Source organism: Sphingobacterium sp. JB170, from assembly GCF_900163865.1.
Lineage (GTDB): Bacteria > Bacteroidota > Bacteroidia > Sphingobacteriales > Sphingobacteriaceae > Sphingobacterium.
In genome coordinates, this window is the sequence record NZ_FUKU01000026.1 from 305489 (window position 1) to 332012 (window position 26524).

Below are 26524 nucleotides of genomic sequence, written 5' to 3' on the forward strand. Positions count from 1 at the left end.
TATTAGAATTTCATGCGTTCGACTTCGGCCGCATTCTTTTCGACAGCGGAACGTAGTTCTTCTTTAAATTCTATTACGCGCTGTGTAAGATTTTCGTCGGAAGTCGCTAAAATTTGCGCCGCTAGTATTCCAGCATTCTTTGCAGCGTTTAGCGCAACTGTCGCTACGGGAATACCATTTGGCATCTGTAATATGGAAAGAACTGAGTCCCAGCCATCAATTGAATTGGATGACTTTACCGGCACACCAATTACCGGGAGTTGCGTGATAGAAGCAATCATGCCTGGCAAGTGGGCGGCTCCTCCCGCTCCCGCAATGATTACCTTTAACCCACGATTTGCCGCGGATTTTGCGTAGTCATACATACGATCCGGCGTCCGATGCGCGGAAACGATAGAGACTTCAATATTTACTTCGAGCTTTTTCAGAATGTCAATCGCATCTCGCATCACTGGTAAATCGGACTTACTACCCATTATTATACCAACCAATGCCGTTCCTGTATCTTTCATGCCTTTACCTTAAGTGTTTCTTGGACCCAACGTGCAGTTTTAATCGCCGCTTGCCGGTCATTGTTTATAACGCATACATGTCCCATTTTTCGAAATGGTTTCGTATATTTTTTACCATAAAGATGCACATATACACCTTCGACGCCAAGCACCTCTTCTACTCCGTCATATTTTGCCAACCCTTCATAATCTAGTTCCCCCAGTAGATTAACCATCACGGCATTGGTCGATGTTGCTGTCGAGCCGAGTGGTAAGTTAAATATTGCACGCAAATGTTGTGCAAATTGTGATGTTATATTTGCCTCGATGGTATGGTGGCCACTATTATGAGGGCGTGGAGCAAGTTCATTTACCAGAATTTGGCCATCCTTTGTCAAAAACATCTCCACGGCTAACAAACCTACAATTTGCAAATCATCAGCGATCTTCTTCGCAATTTCCTCCGCTCCTGTCTGAATATCAATCGAAAGCGTAGATGGAGATATTAAAAATTCAACTAAATTTGCGTCTGTATTAAATTCCATTTCCACCAAAGGAAACGTTTCGATGTCACCATGATTATTCCGCGCAACAATCACTGCAATTTCCTTCTCAAAATCTACCAATTCTTCGACTAGCGATGGTTCATTAAAAGCCCGCTCAAGATCCTTTACATCATTAATACGCAGGACACCTTTACCGTCATATCCATCTCTACGCAATTTCTGAATATATGGCAGCTGGATATTGATTTCTTTAAGATTCTCCTTACTAGAAATCAATTGAAAGGCAGCCGTTGGAATATCGTTTTGTTTAAAGAATTGTTTCTGCATACCCTTATCTTGAATCAAACGTATAACACGCGATTGTGGGTATACTAACACGCCTTCGTTCTCTAATTTCTCAAGTGCATCGACGTTAACTTTTTCTATCTCAATGGTAATCATATCGAGATCTTTCCCGAAATTGTACACGGTGTCAAAATCGTTAAGTGAACCGCATTCAAAGCGATTACATAATTTACGGCATGGTGCATTTTTATCGGGATCCAATATGTGCACATTCACATTGTAATTAATAGCTTCTTGGATAACCATTCGTCCTAATTGACCGCCACCAAGAATCCCTAATTGCAACTCACCATAAAAGTCTTTTATCATAATGTTTTTAAAATATATTAAGCTTTTTCTATAAAAAACTGGTCCCGTAAAATACTTTCGGATTCAATTTTCTTTTGTAATTCCAAAAAGGCGCCTATCAATGCCTCAGGACGAGGAGGACACCCTTGAACATACACATCTACAGGAATGACCTTATCTACACCTTTTACAACATGATACCCATGTTGCCAGTAAGGTCCTCCACAATTCGAGCAAGAGCCCATCGAAATCACATATTTGGGCTCTGGCATTTGCTCGTACAACCTTTTAATTCGATCAGCCATTTTAAAGGTCACTGTTCCAGCAATTATCATCACATCGGACTGCCGAGGTGAGGGGCGTGGAAACACGCCCAACCGATCCAAGTCATAAGTGGAGGCCATCGCCCCCATCATTTCAATAGCACAACATGCGATACCGAAGCTTACGGGCCACATCGAAGATAAACGCGCCCAGTTTAGTAAATCGTCCATTTTAGCGACGATAACTCCGCCACTTTGTGTCTGATGTTGACTTGTACTCATGAGATTAGGAATTTGCTTTTTTAAATTTGGGTCTAAATCCAGGGGACGACGTTACGACCGCTTTTTCTACAATCTGATTGTCCAGTGATTTAGCACTTGCTCGGTAATCACGGACAGTGTAGTCCTTCTGGTTCAACGCATCATAGGCAGAATTAGGAATTCCGACCAAAATTTCGGGCACTTTGTATGTTGGCTTAATCCAAGAAATATCACCTCGTTTCCAAACATACACTAGCCCCATCACCAAAACACCTATAAATATACCCATCTCGGCCAGCGTAAACCAGCCCCAACGAGAATCAGCTGCATTTAACGCCGCATTACCAAAAACAGTAGCCCACGGAAATACAAATATTAACTCAACGTCGAATAATAGAAATACGAGCGCGATCACGTAAAAACGAGGATTGATTTGGATCCAAGCACTTCCTGTGGTTTCTTCACCACATTCGTAAGTACTCATCTTTCCAGGACTAGGTTTCTTTGGGGAGAGGATCTTTGCCAAAAGGATCGTCGCACAAGTCAATAGAACTCCTATTATTCCTACAAGCAATATTTTGCCGTATTCCGAAAGCTGCGCAGGGTCATCCATAATGCAAAATTACTAAATAATACCAATAAAAATAAGTATTACCATATAAAATATATACGGATATTAACTGGACATCCCAAAACGGGAGCTCGGTATCTTACTGATTTAAAACAACATCGCTTTATAGCCCTCGTGAATACGGTTAACATGACTACAAGAAAGAAAAGGGAGACTAATTGCCTCCCTTTTCTTTCACTACGTCGAAATTCGATTAAAATGGACGTCCTGGTGCTTTTGGCATCCCTCGCATCATTTTTGCAGCCATTGCAGGGTTCGACATTTGTTTCATTACTTTTCGCATATCAGCAAATTGTTTCATCAACTTATTCACCTCATTCATGTCGGTTCCGGAGCCTTTGGCAATACGCGACCGTCGCTTTGTATCTATTGCATCCGGATTCTCACGCTCAAATGGTGTCATCGAATCAATGATTGCCTCAATCGGCTTAAAAGCATTATCGTCGATCTCGACATCTTTCATCGCTTTTCCAACCCCAGGAATCATCCCCATCAAATCTTTCATATTACCCATTTTCTTAATTTGCTGAATTTGGGATTTAAAGTCATTAAAATCAAACTTATTTTTACGTATCTTCTTTTGAAGTTCCGCCGCTTCTTTTTCATCAAATTGTTGTTGCGCTCGTTCGACTAAAGACACGACATCTCCCATTCCAAGAATACGAGAAGCCATACGATCCGGATGGAATACGTCGAGCGCTTCCATCTTCTCGCCCGTACCAATGAACTTAATCGGTTTATTAACGACCGACTTAATCGATAATGCCGCTCCACCACGAGTATCACCGTCTAATTTGGTCAACACTACTCCTGTAAAATCTAAGCGATCATTGAACGTCTTTGCGGTATTTACCGCATCTTGCCCTGTCATTGAATCGACGACAAACAAAATTTCATTTGGCTGTGTGGCATCTCGAACAGCAGTAATCTCCTTCATTAATGCCTCGTCAATTGCCAAACGACCCGCGGTATCAATGATAACTACATTATTACCATCACGCTTAGCTTGTTCGACACCTTCTCTCGCAATTGCGATTGGATCTGAGGAATCCCTATTTACATACACCGGAACGTTAACTTGCCCAGCAAGGACCTCTAACTGGTCGACGGCTGCCGGACGATAGACGTCTCCAGCTACCAATAATGGCTTTTTGCCCTTACTCTCCCGTAAATAATTTGCTAATTTCCCCGAAAAGGTCGTCTTACCTGCACCATTCAGCCCGGCAATTAAAATAATCGTTGGATTACTACTTATATCAAGTTCAGTAACCGTCCCTCCCATCAATTGCGTCAACTCATCATTCATGATTTTGGTTAACAACTGACCTGGTGATATGCTTGTTAATACATTTTGACCCAGCGCCTTTTGTTTAACATCATCTGTAAATGCTTTGGCTGTTTTATAATTCACGTCGGCATCTAAAAGTACCTTGCGAATCTCTTTCATCGTCTCGGCGACGTTTATTTCAGTGATACTTCCCTGTCCTTTTAATACTTTAAAGGCTCTATCCAGTTTATCTTGTAAATTCTGAAACATGTTTGTTTTTCGTCTAAAATTATGCTAAGTGACAAATGTACAAAATAGTGCTGAAAGCTACCACACCTTTGTCCCCATAAAAAATGCGGCAAAGTATCTTGCCGCATTAATATTCAATATCTCTTCAAAAATTTAGTCTCTACGCCCGAAGAGCAAAGAGGCATAGTATAACAGGGTGACCAATGCCGATAACGCAGCGACGACATAGGTCATTGCAGCCCATTTTAAAGCATCCTTAGCTCCATCATGCTCCTCAACTGAATGCGTAACCTGCGCGGTATTTAACCACGCTAACGCCCGATTTGACGCATCAAATTCTACGGGAAGCGTGATGAATGAAAATAACGTTGTCAAAAACAATGCCCCTACACCGATGGCTAGTAATATTGGACTTTCGGCGGCAAACATCATGATCACCCCAGCTATCAACACCCATGAGGTTAATCGAGACGCGACACTAACAACCGGAACCATAGCTGAACGGAAAGAAAGCCAGCCGTATGCTGTTGCATGTTGAACGGCATGCCCACATTCGTGTGCGGCAACTGCCGCGGCAGCAACACTGCGACCGTGATAAACTTCGGGGCTTAAATTAACCGTTTTGTTCCCCGGATTATAATGATCCGAAAGTTGTCCCTGCTCAGCCACCAATACGTCAACATCATTAATACCATTTTCATGTAGCATTTTTTGCGCTATTTCCGCACCGGATAAACCCGATGTTAACGGTATTTCAGAATAAGTCTTAAATTTGCTTTTGAATCTCGCTTGCACAATCCAACTTACCAATGCAATACCAATAAATATAATCCAATACATATGTTTGTGTTTTTCGTTCTAATTTACATAAGGCTGCAGTTCAATTTCTGGTCCAGTACCTTATTTAGCGCTTGAAGATACGAAATTGCATTCATTTTGGCAGTTACCAAGAGTTAATATCGTTTTGTTCTGACAATTTTTCATGACAATAAAAAACCATCCTCAATTCGAGAATGGTCTAATATTTTGAATCTTAAGTATATCCTAACTTATGTTTAGCATCAGGTTATGCTCCTCAATCATTTTACGTAAGTTATTTAAAGCGTACCGCATTCTCCCGAGCGCGGTATTTATACTTACACCAGTAATATCGGCGATATCTTTAAAACTCATTTCACAAAAATGACGCATAATCAACACTTCTTTCTGATCATCGGGCAAACGTTGAATAATTTTACGCAAATCAACGTCTCGTTGGTTGATCATTAACTTCGACTCTTGACTTTCATCGGCAAATTCCAATACACCAAAAATGTCATACCCCTCGCTACTTACTACCGTCGGGTTTCTTTTCTGCCTACGAAAATGATCAATAACCATATTCTGTGCAATTCGAATTACCCAAGGGAGAAACTTCCCCTCATCATTATAACGACCGGCTTTTAACGTTTTTATGACTTTTATAAACGTCTCTTGAAAAATATCTTCTGCGAGATACTCGTCTTTTACTTGCAGGTAAATGGAGGTATATATTTTTGACTTGTATCTGTTCAACAATTCCTCAACACCACTCTCATTCCCCGCTATATACGCTTGAATTAGTTCAAGATCACTCTTTTCTTTTTGCATTTTCATAACAAATCTCCTAGATTTAGTTTGAATTATATTTTAAGAGTATAGTTTTCAATAGGCGTTCCCTTTTAGTTGATTTAATATTCCAAATCACGTTAAAAATTACGAATAATCAAATTTACGCAATGATTTTTAACATTTATTCACATTTAGTCACATTCCTGTTACACCAAAGGGCCCAACAATTTAAATGAAGGGCCCTTTGTGAGATAATATTTAGTGTTATTTTTATTTGTACAACGGAAAATCAGCCATTAATGAACGTACTTTATCGTGAATTTTTGCTAGCGCTGCATCATCAGCGCGACTCTTCAATGCTTCGTCAATTAACTCGCCGATTTGAAGGGTTTCGATTTCTTTAACACCTCTTGATGTTATTGCTGCTGTACCAAACCGAACTCCAGAGGTCACGAATGGTGAACGCGTATCAAAAGGAACCATGTTTTTATTCGTTGTAATTCCAGCCTTACCTAACACCGCTTCAGCTTCTTTACCTGAAATATCTTTGTTACGCAAGTCAACCAACATTAAGTGGTTGTCCGTACCCCCAGAAATAATTTTATAATCCTTCTCTACAAAAAACTGCGCTAACACAGAAGCGTTCGATTTAACCTGCTGAATGTAAGTTAAATACTCATCTGAAAGCGCCTCGCCGTATGCAATCGCTTTTGCCGCTATCGTGTGCTCTAAAGGGCCACCTTGCGTACCTGGAAAAACAGCTAGATCTAACAGCTGGGTAATCGTACGGATTTCACCTTTAGCCGTTTTAATGCCCCAAGGATTCTCGAAATCCTGACCAACCATAATCATTCCTCCACGTGGACCACGCAACGTTTTGTGCGTCGTTGTAGTAACGATATGACAATGTGGAAGTGGATCATTTAACAAACCGCGAGCGATCAAACCTGCCGGATGAGAGATATCAGCGACAACCAAAGCGTTAATTTCGTCGGCCACCTTACGAATTCGCGCATAATCCCAGTCACGCGAATAAGCAGAGGCACCGCAGATTATAACTTTTGGTTTCTCCTGACGCGCAACCTCTTCAAGCTTTTCGTAGTCAATAAGACCTGTATCTTCTTTTACACCATAGAAAAAAGGTTGGTATAATTTACCAGAGAAATTCGCAGGAGAACCATGCGTTAAATGTCCTCCATGTGATAGGTCGAATCCTAAAATCTTATCGCCAGGTTTTAAGATTGCTAAAAAAACGGCTGCGTTCGCTTGCGCACCCGAGTGCGGCTGAACATTAACCCATTGAGCACCGAATAGTTTTTTTGCGCGATCAATTGCAATTGTCTCAATTTCATCGACGACTTCGCAACCGCCATAATAGCGTTTTCCCGGCAAACCTTCAGCGTACTTATTAGTCAACACAGAACCTGCCGCCTCCATCACTTGTTTACTCACGAAGTTCTCTGAAGCGATTAACTCAATTCCTTCTTCCTGACGTTTCAACTCATCAGAAATTAGATTAAAAACGACCTGATCTCTTTCCATTATTTTATAATTAAGAAGTATATGCTATTAATTTTCTAATTTCGACGCAAAGATAGTATAAATCAAACAAAAACACGTCAATCAAACCGGAATCTTTTCGAAAAACGGGCCTCATTTCCTCTACCAGCCAGCCTTCATCTAGATTCTCCACAAGCAATAGTGTACCAGAGGATCTCTCCAGCAAGCTAAGCAATACATATGTTAAATAAAAGGTTGACCTATGTCGATTCACCCCATTTCCCTACATAAAACTCCCATTCTATCGACGAGCTCCAGGCAGGGGGACTAACCGAATATTTTTTTCACTCCAATGTCAAAAATTATGTTCATCGATTATTATCGTTAAAAAAACGTAAATTTGTAATATCTAACAGGTTTTAAATAAAGTAAGATGGGTATAGAAAGCACAACAGCAGTTGCTCCAGTAACATTAACCGCAGGAGCTGTGAACGAGCTAAGAAAATTAATTGATCAACAAGAAATTAGCAACGACTTCGGTTTACGCGTAGGTGTCGAAGGTGGTGGTTGCTCGGGTATGAGTTATATATTAGGTTTCGATCAAAAGAAAGACGGTGACACGGAATATGAACTTGAAGGCATTCGTCTGTTCATGAACAAAGCTCACGGTCTCTATTTGGCCGGCATGGAGATTGATTTTAAAAACGGCTTAGAAGCTCGCGGATTCACTTTCAACAATCCGAATGCATCGAGCACTTGCGGATGCGGCAGCTCATTTGCAACATAATAAACGACAAAAAAAAGAAGGATCTCATTTCCTTCTTTTTTTAACCTTTACCCCACACCTACCGCCCGAAAATCCCCGACTCATAAAAAAATGCCCCATAATTTTTAACCGCATTTGGCGGAGTCTACCCCGTTTCTTAGAATCAAAAATCAATCGATTTTCCTTATTCTTTGTTAAAGATAAAATCGTTAAATTAGCGACCTTAATAAAACAGAGGAAATCCGGATGTACAAGGAATATAAACAGTTAAATCTACCAGAAATAGGTAAGGAAATTTTAACAAGTTGGGAAGCAAATAACATCTTCGAAAAAAGTATTACCAATCGCCCTACGAGTAAACCATATTCGTTCTACGAGGGGCCTCCTTCGGCAAATGGAATGCCAGGGATCCACCACGTGATGGGTCGTTCCATCAAAGATATCTTCTGCCGCTATAAAACACTTAAGGGTTTTCAGGTTAAACGTAAAGGTGGATGGGATACCCATGGTCTTCCTATCGAGCTCGCTGTTGAAAAAATGCTCGGTATCACGAAAGAAGATATTGGTAAAAAGATTTCTGTCAAGGACTACAACGATGCGTGCCGAAAAGAAGTAATGAAATACACGAATGTGTGGAATGACCTTACGCAAAAAATGGGCTATTGGGTCGACCTAGAGAGTCCATATGTCACCTACCGCACCGAATACATCGAAACGCTTTGGTATTTACTTAAAGAGCTATATAAAAAAGATCTCCTGTATAAGGGATATACTATTCAACCTTATTCACCTGCTGCAGGCACCGGGCTAAGTTCGCATGAGCTAAACCAACCTGGCACGTATAAGGATGTGAAAGATACAACGATCGTTGCGGAATTTCGCCTCGATAAAACGCAAATCCACCCGGCATTGGACATCTTGCTCGAATCTGACGCTGAAGACGTTGTTTTTATTGCCTGGACAACTACGCCATGGACCCTTCCAAGTAATACTGCGCTCGTCGTTGGTAAAAACATTGAATATGTAAAAGTTAAAACGTTCAACCAATATACAGGAGCACCTGTATCAGTTGTACTTGCAAAAAACCTAATCAGCAAACATTTTAAAGCTGCTGGCGAAAACGCTTCTTTCCAAGACTTCAATGTCGGCAACAAAATAGTCCCCTGGGAGCTCGTCGCTTCAATCAAAGGTGAACAACTTGTAGGCCTGCGCTATGAGCAGCTTCTTCCATATATCACAAATGAAGAGCTTCAAGAAAAAGCATTTCGTATAATTCCGGGAGATTTTGTTACCACTGAAGACGGAACAGGAATCGTACATGCTGCACCGACCTACGGAGCAGATGACTTTCGGGTGTGTAAAGAAAATGGCATACCAGGAATCCTCGTACGTGATGAAAATGGTAAAGAGGTACCCACCGTGGATCGCACAGGTCGTTTTATTAACGAGATTTCCGATTTCGCTGGTCGTTTTGTAAAGGAAGAATATTATAGTGACCTGGAACGAGAAGACAAAGAGTTTAAAGGTACCGATGTGCTTATTGCCATTAAATTGAAAGAGGAGAACAAAGCGTTTGACGTTAAAAAATATGAACATACCTACCCACATTGTTGGCGAACAGACAAACCCGTCCTCTACTACCCATTGGACAGTTGGTTTATCCGCACGACTGCAGTCAAGGAAAAGTTGGTCGAACTCAACCGAACAATTAACTGGAAACCGGAAACTACGGGGTCTGGACGTTTTGGAAATTGGCTTGAAAACTTAGTCGATTGGAATTTATCTCGCTCGCGCTATTGGGGTACGCCGCTGCCAATATGGCGCTCGGAGGACGAAAATGAAGAAGTCTGTGTTGGATCTCTTCCTGAATTACGCGCACTTTTGGAGCATTCCGTTTCTGCTGAGGCATTGAGCGATCAAGAGAAAAAGGTAAACCAAGCGTACCTCGAAAATTTCGACACAGATTCCTTCGACTTGCACCGTCCGTACGTAGATAATATTATACTTGTTTCGCCGAACGGTCAAAAAATGTTTCGGGAACCGGATTTAATTGATGTTTGGTTCGATTCTGGTGCGATGCCGTACGCACAGTGGGGCTTGGATCACGAGAAGTTAGCACGTGGCGAACAAGCACCGTTTAAAGACGGATACAAAGAAGCATTTCCCGCAGATTTTATCGCCGAGGGGGTTGACCAAACAAGAGGATGGTTCTTCACACTTCACGCGATATCGACGATGTTTCAGGGATCCGTTGCCTTCAAAAATGTCGTTTCCAACGGACTCGTATTAGACAAGAACGGAAATAAAATGTCTAAACGCTTGGGTAATGGCGTGGATCCATTTGCTACGATCGAAAAATATAGTGCAGACGTTACACGCTGGTACATGATCAGTAACGCGGCCCCCTGGGACAATTTGAAATTTAACGAGGCAGGGCTCGATGAAGTACGACGCAAATTTTTCGGCACATTGTATAATACATACGCTTTCTTCGCGCTATATGCGAACATCGACAACTTTAATTATGCGGAGCCAGAAGTTGACGAACGTCCAGAAATCGACCGTTGGATAATTTCGCTGTTGAACAGCTTAACACAAGAGGTGGACACCTACTACGAAGATTATGAGCCAACCAAGGCATCGCGCGCAATCCAAAATTTTGTCGATGAACACTTGAGTAACTGGTATGTTCGTTTATCACGCCGCAGATTCTGGAAAGGAGACTATAGTATTGATAAAATTTCTGCCTATCAAACCTTATATACATGTTTAAGTACCATAGCGAAACTTATATCACCAATATCACCATTCTTCTCTGATCGGTTATACTTAGACCTGAATTCGCAAACGGGAAAAGAACCCTTTGAATCGGTACATCTTGCTGACTTTCCAGTTTATGATAGCAAACTGGTCGACAAAAGTTTAGAAGAAAGAATGGGATTGGCTCAAGATATTTCTTCACTTACACTTTCCTTGCGCAAAAAGACAGGTATAAATGTTCGTCAGCCACTAAACAAGATTTTGGTTCCGGTACTTGATAGTTCGTTTCAATCAAAGGTAGAGACTGTTCAAGAGTTGATTTTATCGGAGACAAACATAAAACATATTGAGTTCATTAGCGATACGACCGGTATCATCAAAAAGAAGATTAAACCAAATTTTAAAGCATTGGGCGCAAAGGTGGGGAAAGATATGAAAATCGTTTCTGCGGCTATCCAAACGCTGAACGACGTGGACATTGATACCCTAGAAAAAGAGGGCAATTTCATGTTAGTCACAGGCCACCTGATAACCCCACAAGATGTTGAAATTATCGCCGAAGACGTTACTGGTTGGCAGGTCGCTAATCTAGGTAACCTAACCGTAGCCCTAGATATAAACATCTCCGCAGACTTGAAAAAAGAAGGTTTGGCGAGAGAATTAGTGAATAGAATTCAAAATCTGCGCAAAGACAAAGGTTTTGAGGTTACCGATAAGATAATAGTCACATTATCTCAAAATACTGACATACAAGAAGCTATAAATCATAATTTGTCGTATATTTGCACGGAAATTCTAGCGGATTCTATAGACTTCAAAAACGATTTGCCAGATGATTTAGATGTAATAGAGATTGACAGCAACGAACTAAAGGTATTAATTGAGAAAATTTAATTATGGAAACAAATAAACAAAAAACACGTTATAGTGACGCTGAGTTGCAAGAATTCAAAAATATCATATTAGAAAAAATTCGCGTTGCCAAAGAAGAGTTGGCTGCTCTAACTTCTACATTAAGTAACAGTGATGCCAATGGTACCGACGACACCGCTGGAACATACAAAACACTGGAAGATGGATCGGCAACTTTAGAAAAAGAGCAAGTAAATCAGCTAGCTGCTCGCCAAAAGAAGTTTATTGATAACCTTGATGCTGCCCTCGTGCGAATCGAAAACAAAACTTATGGCATTTGCCGCGAGACGGGAAAATTGATTCAAAAAGAACGCTTGAAGGCGGTACCGCATACCACCTTAAGTATTGAGGCAAAAAACAAACAATATTAATTAGAAACAAAACCACTTTAAATGGGCTGGTCTCAGAAAAACAAGTTTGAGACCAGCTCATTTTTTTACTATATGAAAGCATATACCAAACCTGTCCTGCTAATAACGATCATCTTACTGATCGATCAGATTTCTAAGTTTTGGGTCAAACTCAATATGACCATCGGTCAAGATTTCAATGTTATAGGCAACAAAGTTCTAATCCATTTCATTGAAAATAATGGCATGGCTTACGGAATGGAGTTCGGTGGCGAATTTGGTAAATTATTCTTAACATTATTTCGAATTATAGCGGTTGCTGGAATTGGCTATGGCCTACATTTTATGGTCAAAAACAAATACCATCGCGGATTCATCATGAACGTTGCACTCATATTTGCAGGTGCAACCGGAAACATCATAGATTCAACTTTTTACGGCTTGATCTTCAGTGAAAGTACATTCTACCAACAGGCCATATTATTTCCGTCCGATGGAGGGTATGCTTCGTTTTTCCATGGTAAGGTAGTTGATATGCTCTATTTCCCTTTGATTGAAGGTAATTTTCCGGAATGGCTCCCGATATGGGGTGGTGAACACTTTTTATTCTTCCGACCAGTATTCAACGTAGCGGATTCAGCAATATCAGTCGGTGTGGTATTAATACTGTTATTCCAACGCCGTTACTTCAAAGAGGAACATATTGAGAAGGAAAGCGTCAATAGCGAAATACTCGAAGATTAAAACTTCACGTCATGTGTTCTATTACGCATTTATAATCCCTTTGATTTGTATCTTTGATGATATGGAACAATATTCTTTTCTACGCAGCGGCCTGTTATTAGCTTTTACAATCCTTTATTTGGTAAAACCTGCGCACGCACAAGTCAGCACAGAGCAATTAAGAAAGCATATTTTTACTCTTGCTTCCGACAAGATGAAAGGCCGTGGTACGGGATCTAAAGAAGTCAACAAGGCCGCTAAGTATATTGAGGATAAATTTCAAGAATATGCACTTCAGCCCAAAGGAGAAAATGGGTATAGGCAGTCCTTTGTTGCTAAGGTCACACGCGTGGCGGTAAAAGATAGTATCCGTCAGTCTGACAATATTATCGGCCTGATCGATAATGGTGCTCCTCACACAATTGTTATCGGTGCACACTACGACCATTTAGGCCAAGGATATCAAGGCAGCTCACTCGATTCACTAGGTGTCGGACAAATTCACAATGGTGCTGATGACAATGCTTCGGGAGTTGCGGGGCTTCTGGAACTCGCTCGCCACTATTCGAGCAATAATCTAACAGAAAAATTCAATCTCCTATTTATTGCCTTCGGCGCGGAAGAATTAGGCCTACTTGGTTCCAAATATTTCACAGAACATCCAACAGTGCTAGTAGAAAACATACATTGGATGTTAAACATGGACATGATTGGACGCTATAACCCTAAAAATGGATTAGCGATAATTGGACACGGTACCAGTTCGAAATTTCCGGCAATTTTTGAGGGCCTAACAAGTGATATAAAGTTCTTCGTCAGTAAGGACGGAAACGGTGGATCAGACCAAACTTCATTCTATAAAAAGGACATACCGGTGCTCTTTTTCCATACTGGCGGACACGAAGATTACCACAGGCCGGGTGACGATCCGGAGAAAATCGACTACGAATCATTGCGGGCAATCATAGAATTAGAAATAAAAGTAATCGATAGGTCGATGGAACAACCCAAAATGGATTTTATATGGACAAATTGATCACCCAAGACATGCGTATACTAATAACCGGATCTAATGGATTTCTTGGACATAAACTAATCGAAAAATTAGCGAATAAACCGAGAGTATCGGTATTAGGCATATCGAAAAGTGAAAACCGAAATCCGGACCTTCCAGCGGACAATTTTCAACAAATAGATATTGCCGAGCTTGATGCCCTTACCGGCATACTCGAAAGCTTTAAACCAAGCCACATTATACATACGGCAGCAATAACGAGCGTCGAGTCGTGTGAAAATAACCCAGAAAACTGTGAACTTGTGAATGTCCTTACGACAGAGATAATAGCGCAATACTGCAAGAAACAGGGATGTCACCTTACTTTTATTTCCACCGATTTTGTATTTGATGGTCATAATGGCCCCTATCGGGAAGACGATGCGACGAACCCGTGCAATGCCTACGGACGTAGCAAGCTTGAGGCCGAGCTGCGCATTATCCAGTCGGGGTGCCGACACGCCATACTTCGAACGATACTTGTTTACGGAGTCATTGCCGACAAAAATAGATCAAATATCGTGCTTTGGGCAAAAAATAAGTTAAGTGCTGGAGAGTCAATTTCTGTGGTGGACGACCAGTGGCGAATGCCTACGTGGGTGGACGACTTAGCAGATGCTTGTCTCTTATCCGTAGATAAAAATGGTCAAGGTATATTTCATATATCAGGAAATCAATTATTTAGTATACTAGAATTTGTTCGGCAAGTTGCACAATTCTGGGCTTTGGACACTAAATTAATTACGGCAATTTCGGCGGAGGCAATCGGACAAGCCGACAACCGGCCGCCAAAGACAGGATTTATTTTGACAAAATCACGGCAGGAACTCGACTTCCAGCCGACGACAGTACTCCGTTCTTTTGAAATTATCGAACAACAATTAGAAACTTATGGATAAGAAATTTGCAAAGGAATCCTATACGGAAATGAACGAACTCGTGCTTCCTAACGACACAAATACTTTCGGGAATTTAATGGGCGGTAGACTTTTATATTGGATGGATATTTGTGCCGCGATGGCGGCACAAAAACATTCAAACAGCCCCGTGGTAACAGTTTCTGTTGATAACGTATCCTTTAAAAGATCAATCAAAATCGGTGAAGTGGTGACCATACAAGCACAAGTCACCCGAGCCTTTTCTACCTCCATGGAGGTACGAATGGAGATCTTCGCACAAAATCTACCAAAAGGCACACGAGACAAATCGAATGAGGCGTATTATACCTTTGTCGCCATCGACAAAGAAAACGTTCCTACAAAAGTCCCCATGCTTATGCCGGAAACGGATCTTGAAAAAGAACTTTTTGAAAAAGCTTCCCAACGCCGTGAACTTCGACTAATATTAGGAGGAAAACTTAGTGCGGAACATGCGATTAGCATTCAAAACCTGCTAAAAGTTGCGCAAAAAGGTTAATAAAAACAGGAGTCGAACTCCTATTTTTATTCTTCGTTCCCTAATGCAACAATACGATCAAACTCTTCTACTTTTAAGGGCATGACCGATAATCTACCTTGACGAACTAATGCCACATCTTGTAAAAAATCATCAGCCTTTACCATCTCGAGCGTCACAGGCTTTTTAAACGTTTCAACGGGCGCTAGGTCAACAACAACCCAGCGCTCATCATCCGTGGTCGGATCTTGATAAAACTCCTTTACAACCTTAGCAAGTCCGACAACTTCTTTACCTTCGTTACTATGGTAAAAAAGCACTAGGTCACCTACTTTCATTGCCTTTAAATTGTTTCTCGCCTGGTAATTCCTGACTCCGTCCCAAAATGTTTGACCGTCTTCATTGAACTGTTCCCAGCTATATTTGAATGGTTCAGATTTGACTAAAAAATAATTCATAAAATCCGATTAAATAAAGATTAGAATAACTTAGTTTGTTCCCTCTTCGATCACTTCCATTTTTTCAGCGAAATGGGCACAGTAATCACGAAGGTCTCCAATCAACTTTCCAGCCATCTCGTCACCGCCAGATGCTCTTTCAAAAGTGTCTCCAAGGGTTTGTAAAGTTTCGTAAAAGAATCGCTTCATCTCATCGTAAGGCATATCTTTTGTCCATAGATCTATACGCAACGAATTTTTATACTGCGCGTCCCAAAGTGCTAGAAACATAGCTTTTGCAGGCATCTGATCAGAAGTCTCACCGTCAGTTGAAGTCCAATCGATAGACTCTGGAATATTCTGTTCGTCTAAGGTAACATTCAATTTTATTTCCGCTTTTTTCATATACACTATACAATTTTTATTATCAATAACAGAATGCATGTCACTAGGATAAACCCAATCTCACCCATCCATAATTTTCCATTTTCTTTAAACATCATCCTAAAAAGAATGTCCACAACAATTAACAACAGCACCAAGAGTACGACGCCCCATGCGGATAAATTCAGCTGTCCATTCCCCCATTCGGAGATAATCCAAGTCAACACACAAGCCAACGTAATATTTAATGGTGTAACTTTCATTAACTATCGCTTTTTGAACGCCTTACCTTTCCTCTTAATGCCAGTGGCGCCTTTCTTCGAAGTACCGACGTTCGACTTAGCTTTTCTCGGATGTTTCTTTTCGTGGAAAGCCCCTTTAAAATCGGGGTTCTCTTTTCGAATTTGCGCGTCGATATCACGCGCTATTTGTTGACGTTCCTCAAAACCAGTCGGCTCCATAAATACGCCTTCAGGCACCTCCAGTATTGGGATCGGCTGCCGAATTAACTTTTCGATTTTCCGAATATAATATTGTTCACCCGGGTTACAAAACGTTATGGCGTCACCAATGTTCCGCGCCCTTCCAGTACGACCAATGCGGTGCACATAATCTTCAATGACAATCGGCACGTCAAAATTAATCACATGACTCACATTAGAGACATCAAGCCCTCGCGCAGCGACATCGGTTGCGACTAAAATACGAATATTACCTTCTTTAAAAGCATTGATTGAATTGATTCTGGTATTCTGTCCCTTATTAGCATGGATAACCCGAACCTGCTCCTCACCATGTTTGCGTGCGAGGTAATGAAATACATTATCAGCCACAGTTTTCGTTTTGCAAAAAACCATGACCCGATGGAATGACTCATCATTCTTCAAGAGATGTTGTAAGAGATTTAACTTACTTTTCATGTTCGGCACATCGTATAGCGACTGCGTTACCGTTGTCGCTGGCGTTGCTTGTTCGGTAACTTCGATGACGGTAGGAAATGCAAGAAAATCACCTGCAATTTTGCGAACCAGTTCTCCCATCGTTGCAGAAAAAAGTAAGTTTTGGCGCTTACGTGGTACCACCTCCAGAATACGATGAATTTTACTAATAAACCCCATATCCATCATCTTGTCCGCCTCATCCATGACCAGTACCTTCAATGATTTTGTGATTATATCACCTTCTAAGTATAAATCCAGAAAACGCCCCGGAGTGGTAACGATAATATCACAACCTTTAGCAAGTTGTTCCTTCTGGGTCTTTGGCCCTAAACCACCATATAACAATACGGTACGTAGGTCTAGATAAACCGAAAACAAACGAATATGCTCATCAATCTGCATCGCCAATTCACGCGTTGGCGATAAAATAAGCGCGCGAGGATCATTCCCTTGTGCATACTTAAGTTTCATTAACATCGGCAACACGAATGCAGCCGTCTTTCCGGTTCCAGTTTGAGCAACCCCCATTATATCTTGACCGGCCAATATAGGCATTATTGCTCTCTGCTGGATTTCAGTCGGTTCCTTGTATCCAGCTTCTGCAATTGCATCTTGCAATTGCTTATTTAACTTAAAATCTTCGAACGATGCCATATGAGGCAAAGATAAAGAAAACCATCCACTTCATATTGCAATTTTTCTGTTGTTGAACGACAAGCCGGCACTGAAAAAAAAGACTGAACGCCAATAATTTTATATCCTATCGGCACCGTTCGAATACATCAGAGTGAAGTAAATCCGGTTTAATTTTGAATTAAGGAGGATTTAAATCAACTTTGCTCTATAAAATTTCGTTGATTATGAAAAAAATATTTATTTGTATGCTCCTGAGTATTCTGAGCATGACCACGTTTGCCGACGAAGGTATGTGGTTCCTAATGCATATTAAGCGCCTAAACGAAGCCGATATGCAGAAAAAGGGCCTCCAATTAACGGCAGAAGAAATCTATAGCATTAATAATTCTTCATTAAAAGATGCTATAGTCCAATTTAATGGTGGCTGTACCGCCGAGATTGTGTCGGGGCAGGGCTTAGTATTCACGAACCATCACTGCGGTTATGGCGCTATTGCCGAACTATCCACACCTGAGAACGACCATTTGACGAATGGTTTTTGGGCAAAATCCCTGCAAGAAGAATTAAAACCCAAATCCCTTTATGTACGTTTTTTCGTACGTATGGATGACGTCTCCAAACGTATTCTTGGACTCGTGAATGATCAGATGACAGAAAGGGAACGCGAAAAAATCGTCAATCAAGAAATCGCAAAAATAGAACAAGAAAATAGCGAAGGCGGTAAATACACTGTATCGGTAAAATCATTCTACAATGGAAATGAATATTACTACTTTGTTTACGAAGATTATACGGACGTAAGGTTAGTTGGTACGCCTCCCAACAGCATCGGCAAGTTTGGTGGAGATACGGACAATTGGGAATGGCCGCGTCATACGGGAGATTTTTCAATATTTCGTGTTTACGGAGATAAAGACGGAAACCCTGCGGACTACTCGACTGGTAACGTACCGTTAAAACCTAAATATTCACTACCAATAAGCATTAAAGGGTTTCAAGAGGGAGACTTCTCGATGATTCTTGGTTACCCCGGCCGCACTAATCGCTGGATGCCGGCAGCCGGTATTGATCAAAATGTAAACTTCGCGTATCCCGCGTGGGTTGAAGCCTCCAAAGTTGGAATGGACGCGATGAAAAAACACATGGACCAAAATCAAGCTGTAAAATTAAATTACGCTTCTACCTATTCAGGTGTGGCCAACTATTGGAAGAACCGCCAAGGAATGATCGATGCATTAACAAAGCATCAGACGGCGCGCACAAAACGAAAAGAGGAAACTAAATTTCAAAAATGGGCAAACAAAAAAGCAAATCGCGACAAATATGGGGATGTATTAAAAACAATTAACACCTACTATGAAGCAACCAATCAAAAGGCACGACATGACAATTATCTCATCGGTATGTTACGTTCATCCACTTTCGCAGCAATGCCGTATAGCTTAGGAGCAGCGTTGAAGAAATATGATGATGCGTCACAAGCAAAACGAGAGGAAATGCGCCCAACCTTACTTGCTCAGTTAGAGGAGCAATTTGGGAACTTATATCTCCCGCTAGAAATTGATGTCCTAGCCGATGAATTGTCACTTTACGCAGAAAAAGGGGGGCGCATCGCACCGTACATTAAGGAGTTAGCAGATGCCAATAACGGCAACTTTCAGACAGTTATAAAATCAGCATTTGCAAAAAGCATGTTTACTTCATTAGATCAGCTGAATGCCTACTTGGACAATCCTTCAGTCGACATCATTGAACAAGATCCCTTATACTTGATTTCAAAATCCTTAATGGACAAATACCGTGAATCAACACCCGAATCACAAGAACTGGCCGATCATTACCAAGCTGCATACAGAAAATACATTGCTGGTAGGTTAGAAGCAAATCCGAAAAAGAAATATTACCCAGACGCAAATTCCACGCTACGGTTAACATACGGAACAATCAGGGCACTACCCAAAGATCCACGCAACGATGCGGTTGTCAACAACTACACAACACTTAAAGGGACGATTGCAAAATACCAGCCTGGCGACGAAGAATTTGATCTACCTGTGCGTCTAAAAGAACTATACGAGGCAAATGATTTTGGACGGTATGCCGACAAAGCCGGTTACATGCCTGTAAATTTCCTAAGTGATCAAGATATTACTGGTGGTAACTCCGGTTCTCCTGTATTAAATGGAAACGGAGAACTAATCGGCCTAGCCTTTGACGGAAACATTGAAGCGATGGCCGGAGACGTCATTTTTGACCCAGTTTTACAACGAACTATATCGGTCGATATCCGCTACGTACTGTTCATTATTGACAAATTTGCGAATGCGCAAAACATCATTGAAGAACTCAATATCGTCGAATAGAAGCCGACAAAACATTTTTTTATTGTTTTAGATACAAAAATTATGCTTTACTTCGTTGTTTTTGTATATTTATGATATCTTAGAACAGTAGTTAATAGAAGTTAAAATTATATATTTAAAAAATGGAAAATTACAACAAATTAAAAAGCTTAGTTGCGGGTATCGAAGCCGATGCTGACAAGTTCTACAACAATGGTAATTCTGCTGCCGGTACGCGTGTACGTAAAGGTTTACAAGACATCAAAACACTAGCTCAAGAAATTCGTAACGAAGTAACGGCTAAGAAAAACGACGAGAAAAAATAGTTTTAATATTGAATCAACAAAAAGGGGCTATCGTCAGATAGCCCCTTTTTGTTGGTCCCCCCTCCCTAAAGGAACATGGGTGCAATAAACAAGTTAAATTGACGATCATTCATCCAACGACCTAATAAATCCTTAAACGTTTGGCGCACTTCTATGCGCGTCATAGGCTTATCCTTTTTCTTACCCGTTACAGCCTTTATCTCAGGCGCGGCTACACTTACTTTACTAGCGTAAATATTATAATGCTGCTCCGGAATTACAAGGCCCATAATCATTCCTGGAAGCCCATGTATCGTTCCCGGTCCGACAGAAATGGGAATCTGATCCGTATAAAAAGCGACCACATAGACGGAGTCTAGTACAACACCATTAGCCCTTCTACATTGATAACCCGCAATTTCCCGATATTCGTCTGTAATCTTCCATTTCACATCAAGGAGCGAATCTTGAATCAAAACGGTAGAACCCGAGATATCAAATTTTGATATGACTTGATCCTTTTTCAAATCCTGGTATATCGCCGAACGAGAATCCAGCAGCCCACCATTCAACAAATTATTCACCAGCGGGGAATAGGTGCTATCGACGCTCTCTAGACTCATTTCATCCCCTCGAAAGGATAATTTCTTCTTAAACACAGTTTTTTCTTCTACTTTTTCTAAAATCTCCGAATAGTATTTTTTCGTAAAATCATCATCCTTTAAAGTTCCTATATACCGTTGCAAAAGATTTTTCACGTGAACGGTCTTGTCATACTCAATCGTTCCTTCTTGCGGAAAAAAAGCATATTGCGCTTTTGCCGATACACCCAGCAAAACTAACATGAGCATCGCGAAATAGTGATAAAACCTCATTATTGCCCTCCTCCTTTCATCGTTGTAAAATCCCAACTTACCTTCAACATGAAATAACGTGAAATCGTGTTGTATGTGTTCTGTGTTATCATATTTCCTGATTGATATCTTCTAAAACCGACATTCTCATTAAAAATGTCATTAACATAAAAATCTACGACCAAACTTTCATCTTTTAAAAATTTGCGCGAAATGCCCGGTTTAAACAACACCCTTTCAAATTTTTCGTCAAAGGCTTTCGTAGGTGCTTCATAATCGTAACTAAGATCGCCGTAAAGACTAATTTTTAATGGTAGATGCCAACTGTACCATAAGCTCGATTGATATGTAAAACCTGAACTGTTAAATTCGGGCTGTAGCGATGTTTCGATTTTTCGCCAGCCCGGCACAAAGCTCAATCTAAAATCGATATTCTTCGTTGTATTTTTTCGCACGCTAAAATCAAAACCATAATCGAAGTTAGTGTTTTCATTTAGATCGCTATTGATAAAATTGTAATTATTACGATAATTTGCATTAACACCTACGCTCCCTTTGATCTTGTGCTTTTTTATTAAATCAAATCCCATTCCTGCCCATGCCCAGCCATTGTTATCAACATAATCCTCCAGGTTTTGGTATGTCAAATAACGCACACCCGTTTGGGGATCAATATCGACATTTTGTTGAATTGAATTTCTCGTTTGCCGCCAGCCCCCATTCACATATAGATAAAAGCCTTTCAACATATTATAATTGTTAAAATAGAGACTATAGTTATCGGTATTTGACGGTGTTAAGGATTCGTTACCGATAATTATGTTTAGCGGGTCCGTGTTTTGTTTCAAAGGCTGTATTTGAGAAAGCGAAGGTAAATTATTGTATCTGGAGTAATTCCCGCCAATCGATTTGTTTTTCGTAATATTATATGTTATACGTACATTCGGGTTGTATGTGAAAAAGTCCCTATTAACAGAAATGCCCTCGTAATTGTTTTCTTGAAACATATTGTCATTGCGAAACGAATTGTTAAAGGTTACATCTATTTTCTCCACTTTGTATTTGAGCGTTAAATTTACCGCATTACGAATCGTCCGGTAATCGAAATCATTACTAAATTCCGTATCGAATTCGGTGTAATTCCCGTCATTGTCTTGGTTGTAGGAGTCGTTCGAGGAGCTTGAGCGAGAGTTATTATATTCATAGCCGAGCGACGAGCTTAAAGCTTTTGTCAATGGTTCGGTGTAAGTCGCCGAAGTGCGTAGATTATTGGAATTACTCTTTATATCTTTTAGTTGATCGATCGTAGTCGAAGTAGAGTCTTGACCGCTCTCATAAAAAGAAGTCAACGATTGCAATAAACTTTCCCCGTCATCATCGGTGTGGTTTCCCGCTAAACGTAAGGATAACGATCGTCCCGCTTTTTTAAATTTTCGGGTATAGTACGTGTCGTATGAAACATTCGAATTTTCAGATGTCGTGCTTTGTGCCCGCTGATTAGTATTGACAAGATCCATATCGGCGTTCATCGTCGAGGCGAAGGTATTCTCATTGACCTCTAGCTTTCCGGTGGAACCAGAGACTTTAAACGTTATAGTACTCAATGAGTCGATCTTCCAGTCATACTTGCCATTAAAACGATGTTTCTCCAGGTCGGAATGACGATCGGTCGAATTCGTCGTATTTATCTGTCCACTTTCTAAATTATTTTGCGCAATATTCCCCTCCTCAAGCTGATTTTCAATGGTACCATATTTGTACCCAATATTTATTTTATGTTTACCATCATCTAAGTTATCATTGAAGTTAAAGCCGGTATTTAGCGCTTTAGGACTCCCCCGTCCATCCCACCTACTGAATTCATCCCACGATCCACCGGTAAAATATACCCCTCCATCTTCGGAAACCTGCAAATTATCACCTGATAATCCAAATTTTTCTTCTTCGGCCCAGTCCAGTCCCACATTACCATCATTCGCCACTAGGAAGAAAGCTCCAATTTTTTGACTTCCATTAAACTTATTTATAGCAAGTTTTCCAAGATATCGGTCTTCCTGTTTGTCTTTACCCGCGGCCCCTTCTACTTTCCCAAATATCCCCTTCTTTGCATCCTCTTTGAGTGTTACATTGATTGTTTGTGTCCTTGAACCGTCGTCTACTCCCGTCCGCTCAGCCTCTTCTGATTTCTTTTCATAAACCTGTACCTTATCAACCATATCCGATCGGATATTTCGTGTAACAAGGGTAGGGTCGTCGCCGAAAAACTCTTCGCCATCTACCAATACCTTCTCCACTGTCTTACCTTGGGCAGTAATTTTTCCGTCAGCATCAACCGAAAGTCCAGGTAAAACTTTTAACAGGTCTTCCACTTTCGCATTTTTTTCTACAGTAAAGCTAGACGCGTCATATTCGATCGTATCGCCTTTTATCACAACAGGAACTTTCCCCGTAACTATAACCTCCTCGATTAAATGATCAACACTCGATAAAGCTATTTGGCCAATATTAACGTCTCCAGGCTCTGAAAATTCCTGATAGAAACTTCCGAATTTAGGGTAGGTCACAATTAATAAGCTCGCGGTAGTATCGGGTATAGCTATTGAAAATTTTCCATTCTCATCTGCTCTTGTAAAATCAAGTAAGATCGAATCTTTTGCGTTTAATAGTACAATTGAAGCATTCGACAACTTTTTTGTTATATCGCCTCCTTCGACGACTTCGCCCTTTATTAAAGATTGAGCATTGAGGTGCTGCTGCACAAAAAATAGGCATACGGATAATACGAAAAGGATCTTATTCATTGGTCTATTCGGGTCAAATCAAGTTAACATGTAGTATAGTACTAAACTACAAAAATAATCAATCAAAATAGAAACAATATAACACTATTTAACATTTATTGCGCCTTGGTAATTGTGCGTTAACGCAATTCGAGCACGTATTAAGCTGCCGAGAAGATTAAATTTTAATTGGTAGCTTTGTAAAAACACAACAACATGCAAACAATACAAGAATATGTCCAATCCAATAAGGATAGATTTTTAGAAGAGTTATTCGCGTTGCTACGATTCCCGTCCGTGAGCGCAGATCCTCAATTCAAAAACGATATCATCAAAACTGCTGATTTTGTTGCAGAAAAATTAAGATCTGCTGGGGCCGATATTGTGGAGGTATGTCCAACAGCTGGCAATCCGATTATTTATGGTGAAAAAATAATCGATCCGACCCTGCCGACTGTATTGATATACGGGCATTACGATGTCCAACCCGCCGACCCCCTCGAACTATGGGATACCCCCCCCTTTGAACCGACAATTCGCGAAGGTAAAATATATGCGCGCGGAGCGGCCGATGATAAAGGGCAGTTTTATATGCACGTTAAAGCTTTCGAATATATGACGGCTAACGACGCATTAAGTTGTAACGTTAAATTCATGATTGAAGGTGAGGAAGAAGTCGGTTCAGTAAACCTAGGGACGTTCGTTAAAGAAAACCGTGAGCGTTTAAAAAATGACGTAATCGTAATCTCGGACACCTCTATGATAAGCCTGGAACAACCATCGCTAGAAACGGGTTTACGAGGGCTCTCATACGTCGAAGTTGAAGTAACCGGACCAAATCGAGACCTACATTCGGGTGTGTACGGTGGGGCTGTTGCAAACCCCGCTACGATACTCGCAAAACTAATCGCCTCGCTGCATGACCAAAACAATCACATTGCGATTCCCGGTTTTTATGATGATGTGGTCGAACTAAGTCAAAAAGAACGCGTGGCGTTAAACCAAGCGCCATTTGACGTTCAAACGTATAAAGAAGATTTAGGGGTAGCGGAACTTTGGGGCGAAGATGGCTATACCACAATTGAACGCACCGGTATTCGCCCTACTTTAGAAGTTAATGGAATGTGGGGAGGTTACATTGGTGAAGGAGCTAAAACGGTATTACCGTCAAGCGCTTTTGCAAAGATCTCCATGCGTCTGGTTCCCAATCAAGATTCGCATCGAATTACCGAACTTTTCAAAAATCACTTTGAGAAAACTGCTCCAAAATATGTTACGGTGAAAGTAACACCGCATCATGGCGGCGAACCTGTTGTAACGCCAACGGATAGTATCGCATACAAAGCGGCTGAGAAAGCGCTTGAAGAAGCTTTTGGAAAAAAACCTATCCCTACCCGTGGTGGAGGCTCCATTCCAATTGTAGCGCTATTCGAAAAAGAATTAAACGTAAAAACGGTCTTGTTAGGATTCGGTCTCGATAGTGACAACCTTCATTCTCCAAATGAAAAATATGGTGTCGAAAATTACCTTATGGGTATTCAAACAATCCCTGCATTTTTCAAATATTACGCCGAATTAAGTAAATAATTTTCAAGGCATTACAAGCTATTCGCTTGTAATGCCTTTTTTAATTTATTCGCGCAAACACAAACCAAGATACCGCGATTTGGAATGCCTATATGAAAAAACTACTTAAGAATCTTCATCGGTTGTTATACCTAGGATCCGTTTTCATTGTGTTCTGCTGCTGCTTCCCCGTATTATATTTTCTCGCGAAAAACCCGGTAAAGCACTTCGAAAAGATTGCATCGATTCGTCGCTTTCTATGCATACGAAGCCTTTCTTTTGTAGGCTTCAAAATTGAAGTCGAATACGAGCAACCAATCGATTGGAATCAAACTTATGTGCTCTGCCCTAATCACACTTCACTACTCGACATTGCAATTATACCTTTCCTCTGCCATGCCCCAATATCATTTATGGGTAAGGAGGAATTGCTGCAGAATCCAGTGACGCGGGTATTCTTTAAAACGATTGATATTCCTGTGAAACGTGGCAGTAAAATGTCTTCATTCCGAGCCTACAAAAAAGCTAGTGAACACCTACAAGACAACAAATCGGTGGTAATTTTTCCCGAAGGCAAGATCGACGATGGATTTCCGCCGAATTTACATCCGTTCAAATCCGGAGCGTTTCGTTTAGCAACAGAAAACAAGATTCCGATCCTTCCTATTGTGATCCAAGATGCATGGAAAATATTATGGGACGACGGTAAAAAACATGGTTCCAAACCGGGAACGATACACGTAAAAGTACTTTCCCCACTAGAGGTAAAAGAGTATGACAAACAGAGTAATACTGCATTGGAGCGATCCGTTTTTTTGCGCATGAAGGAAGTTTGGGATAAAAATAACTAATATACGCAAACACGAATTTAGAAAGGAGAGAGCTTTTCGCAATATTTTTGTAACTTCATCGCAGTTATATTCCCAAT

Annotated in this window: 25 protein-coding genes; 11 read left to right on the top strand and 14 right to left on the bottom strand. The window is 40.8% G+C overall.

The annotated features are described in order from the left end of the window. Positions 1-2: 2 nt before the first annotated feature. The 8 genes from purE to glyA all read right to left on the bottom strand — a co-directional run bounded on the left by purE (position 3) and on the right by glyA (position 7433). Positions 3-512 carry a 5-(carboxyamino)imidazole ribonucleotide mutase gene (gene purE, locus FM107_RS06840; RefSeq protein WP_086947760.1) on the bottom strand — a complete coding sequence of 170 codons (510 nt, stop codon included), beginning with the start codon at positions 510-512 and terminating at the stop codon, positions 3-5. Then, on the bottom strand, positions 509-1651 hold the full coding sequence (locus FM107_RS06845; protein WP_086947761.1) for a 5-(carboxyamino)imidazole ribonucleotide synthase: 1143 nt from the start codon (positions 1649-1651) through the stop codon (positions 509-511). The genes purE and FM107_RS06845 overlap by 4 nt, the downstream gene beginning before the upstream one ends. A gap of 17 nt (positions 1652-1668) precedes the next feature. Beyond that, positions 1669-2175: an NADH-quinone oxidoreductase subunit B gene (locus FM107_RS06850; RefSeq protein WP_086947762.1), complete on the bottom strand. Its 507-nt coding sequence runs from the start codon at positions 2173-2175 to the stop codon at positions 1669-1671. Between the two features lie 4 nt (positions 2176-2179). Continuing rightward, complete coding sequence (locus FM107_RS06855) at positions 2180-2767, bottom strand: NADH-quinone oxidoreductase subunit A (RefSeq protein ID WP_086947763.1); 588 nt, start codon at positions 2765-2767, stop codon at positions 2180-2182. A gap of 211 nt (positions 2768-2978) precedes the next feature. Then, positions 2979-4322, bottom strand: a complete 1344-nt coding sequence (gene ffh / locus FM107_RS06860; protein ID WP_086947764.1) for a signal recognition particle protein — start codon at positions 4320-4322, stop codon at positions 2979-2981. Between the two features lie 132 nt (positions 4323-4454). Beyond that, positions 4455-5141 (bottom strand): zinc metallopeptidase, encoded by a 687-nt coding sequence (locus FM107_RS06865; protein WP_086947765.1) that lies wholly within the window; start codon positions 5139-5141, stop codon positions 4455-4457. Positions 5142-5345: 204 nt separating this feature from the next. Further along, the gene (locus tag FM107_RS06870) at positions 5346-5936 is read right to left on the bottom strand and encodes an RNA polymerase sigma factor (RefSeq protein WP_086947766.1); all 591 of its coding nucleotides are present in this window, start codon (positions 5934-5936) and stop codon (positions 5346-5348) included. A gap of 225 nt (positions 5937-6161) precedes the next feature. Beyond that, positions 6162-7433, bottom strand: a complete 1272-nt coding sequence (gene glyA / locus FM107_RS06875) for a serine hydroxymethyltransferase (protein WP_086947767.1) — start codon at positions 7431-7433, stop codon at positions 6162-6164. Positions 7434-7824: 391 nt separating this feature from the next. Between glyA and FM107_RS06880 the strand changes: the two genes are divergently transcribed. The 7 genes from FM107_RS06880 to FM107_RS06910 all read left to right on the top strand — a co-directional run bounded on the left by FM107_RS06880 (position 7825) and on the right by FM107_RS06910 (position 15372). After that, positions 7825-8178: an iron-sulfur cluster assembly accessory protein gene (locus FM107_RS06880; RefSeq protein WP_086947768.1), complete on the top strand. Its 354-nt coding sequence runs from the start codon at positions 7825-7827 to the stop codon at positions 8176-8178. A 225-nt stretch (positions 8179-8403) separates the two neighbouring features. Next, complete coding sequence (gene ileS / locus FM107_RS06885) at positions 8404-11811, top strand: isoleucine--tRNA ligase (RefSeq protein WP_086947769.1); 3408 nt, start codon at positions 8404-8406, stop codon at positions 11809-11811. 2 nt (positions 11812-11813) lie between these two features. Continuing rightward, positions 11814-12200: a TraR/DksA C4-type zinc finger protein gene (locus FM107_RS06890; protein ID WP_086947770.1), complete on the top strand. Its 387-nt coding sequence runs from the start codon at positions 11814-11816 to the stop codon at positions 12198-12200. Between the two features lie 72 nt (positions 12201-12272). Beyond that, a complete protein-coding gene (locus FM107_RS06895) occupies positions 12273-12923 on the top strand; it encodes a lipoprotein signal peptidase (protein WP_086947967.1) in 651 nt (216 codons plus the stop codon). Between the two features lie 61 nt (positions 12924-12984). Further along, a complete protein-coding gene (locus FM107_RS06900) occupies positions 12985-13938 on the top strand; it encodes a M20/M25/M40 family metallo-hydrolase (RefSeq protein WP_086947771.1) in 954 nt (317 codons plus the stop codon). Next, a complete protein-coding gene (locus FM107_RS06905) occupies positions 13926-14855 on the top strand; it encodes an SDR family oxidoreductase (RefSeq protein ID WP_256959388.1) in 930 nt (309 codons plus the stop codon). Before FM107_RS06900 ends, FM107_RS06905 begins: the two co-directional genes overlap by 13 nt. Then, complete coding sequence (locus FM107_RS06910) at positions 14848-15372, top strand: acyl-CoA thioesterase (protein ID WP_086947772.1); 525 nt, start codon at positions 14848-14850, stop codon at positions 15370-15372. The genes FM107_RS06905 and FM107_RS06910 overlap by 8 nt, the downstream gene beginning before the upstream one ends. 26 nt (positions 15373-15398) lie before the next feature. On the opposite strand, the gene FM107_RS06915 is transcribed toward FM107_RS06910, so the two are convergent. From FM107_RS06915 to FM107_RS06930, 4 genes are read right to left on the bottom strand one after another with little or no spacing between them, the layout of a single operon-like run. Beyond that, a complete protein-coding gene (locus FM107_RS06915; protein ID WP_086947773.1) occupies positions 15399-15809 on the bottom strand; it encodes an EVE domain-containing protein in 411 nt (136 codons plus the stop codon). A 30-nt stretch (positions 15810-15839) separates the two neighbouring features. Next, a complete protein-coding gene (gene gldC, locus FM107_RS06920) occupies positions 15840-16193 on the bottom strand; it encodes a gliding motility protein GldC (RefSeq protein ID WP_086947774.1) in 354 nt (117 codons plus the stop codon). Positions 16194-16198: 5 nt separating this feature from the next. Then, on the bottom strand, positions 16199-16435 hold the full coding sequence (locus FM107_RS06925; RefSeq protein ID WP_086947775.1) for a hypothetical protein: 237 nt from the start codon (positions 16433-16435) through the stop codon (positions 16199-16201). Positions 16436-16438: 3 nt separating this feature from the next. Further along, complete coding sequence (locus FM107_RS06930) at positions 16439-17767, bottom strand: DEAD/DEAH box helicase (protein ID WP_086947776.1); 1329 nt, start codon at positions 17765-17767, stop codon at positions 16439-16441. Between the two features lie 206 nt (positions 17768-17973). Here FM107_RS06930 and FM107_RS06935 point away from each other — a divergent pair, with 206 nt between their 5' ends. Continuing rightward, positions 17974-20112, top strand: a complete 2139-nt coding sequence (locus tag FM107_RS06935; protein WP_086947777.1) for a S46 family peptidase — start codon at positions 17974-17976, stop codon at positions 20110-20112. Between the two features lie 122 nt (positions 20113-20234). After that, on the top strand, positions 20235-20417 hold the full coding sequence (locus FM107_RS06940; protein WP_086947778.1) for a histone H1: 183 nt from the start codon (positions 20235-20237) through the stop codon (positions 20415-20417). Positions 20418-20482: 65 nt separating this feature from the next. Here FM107_RS06940 and FM107_RS06945 read toward each other — a convergent pair whose 3' ends face one another. Continuing rightward, the gene (locus tag FM107_RS06945) at positions 20483-21271 is read right to left on the bottom strand and encodes a GLPGLI family protein (RefSeq protein WP_143559448.1); all 789 of its coding nucleotides are present in this window, start codon (positions 21269-21271) and stop codon (positions 20483-20485) included. Next, complete coding sequence (locus FM107_RS06950; RefSeq protein WP_086947779.1) at positions 21271-24051, bottom strand: outer membrane beta-barrel protein; 2781 nt, start codon at positions 24049-24051, stop codon at positions 21271-21273. Before FM107_RS06950 ends, FM107_RS06945 begins: the two co-directional genes overlap by 1 nt. A gap of 195 nt (positions 24052-24246) precedes the next feature. On the opposite strand from FM107_RS06950, the gene FM107_RS06955 reads away from it, so the two are divergent. Next, positions 24247-25617, top strand: coding sequence for a dipeptidase (locus FM107_RS06955; RefSeq protein WP_086947780.1), 1371 nt, complete (start codon positions 24247-24249; stop codon positions 25615-25617). A 92-nt stretch (positions 25618-25709) separates the two neighbouring features. Further along, entirely contained in the window at positions 25710-26447 is a 738-nt protein-coding gene (locus FM107_RS06960) for a 1-acyl-sn-glycerol-3-phosphate acyltransferase (protein WP_086947781.1), read from the top strand. Positions 26448-26524: the final 77 nt, after the last annotated feature.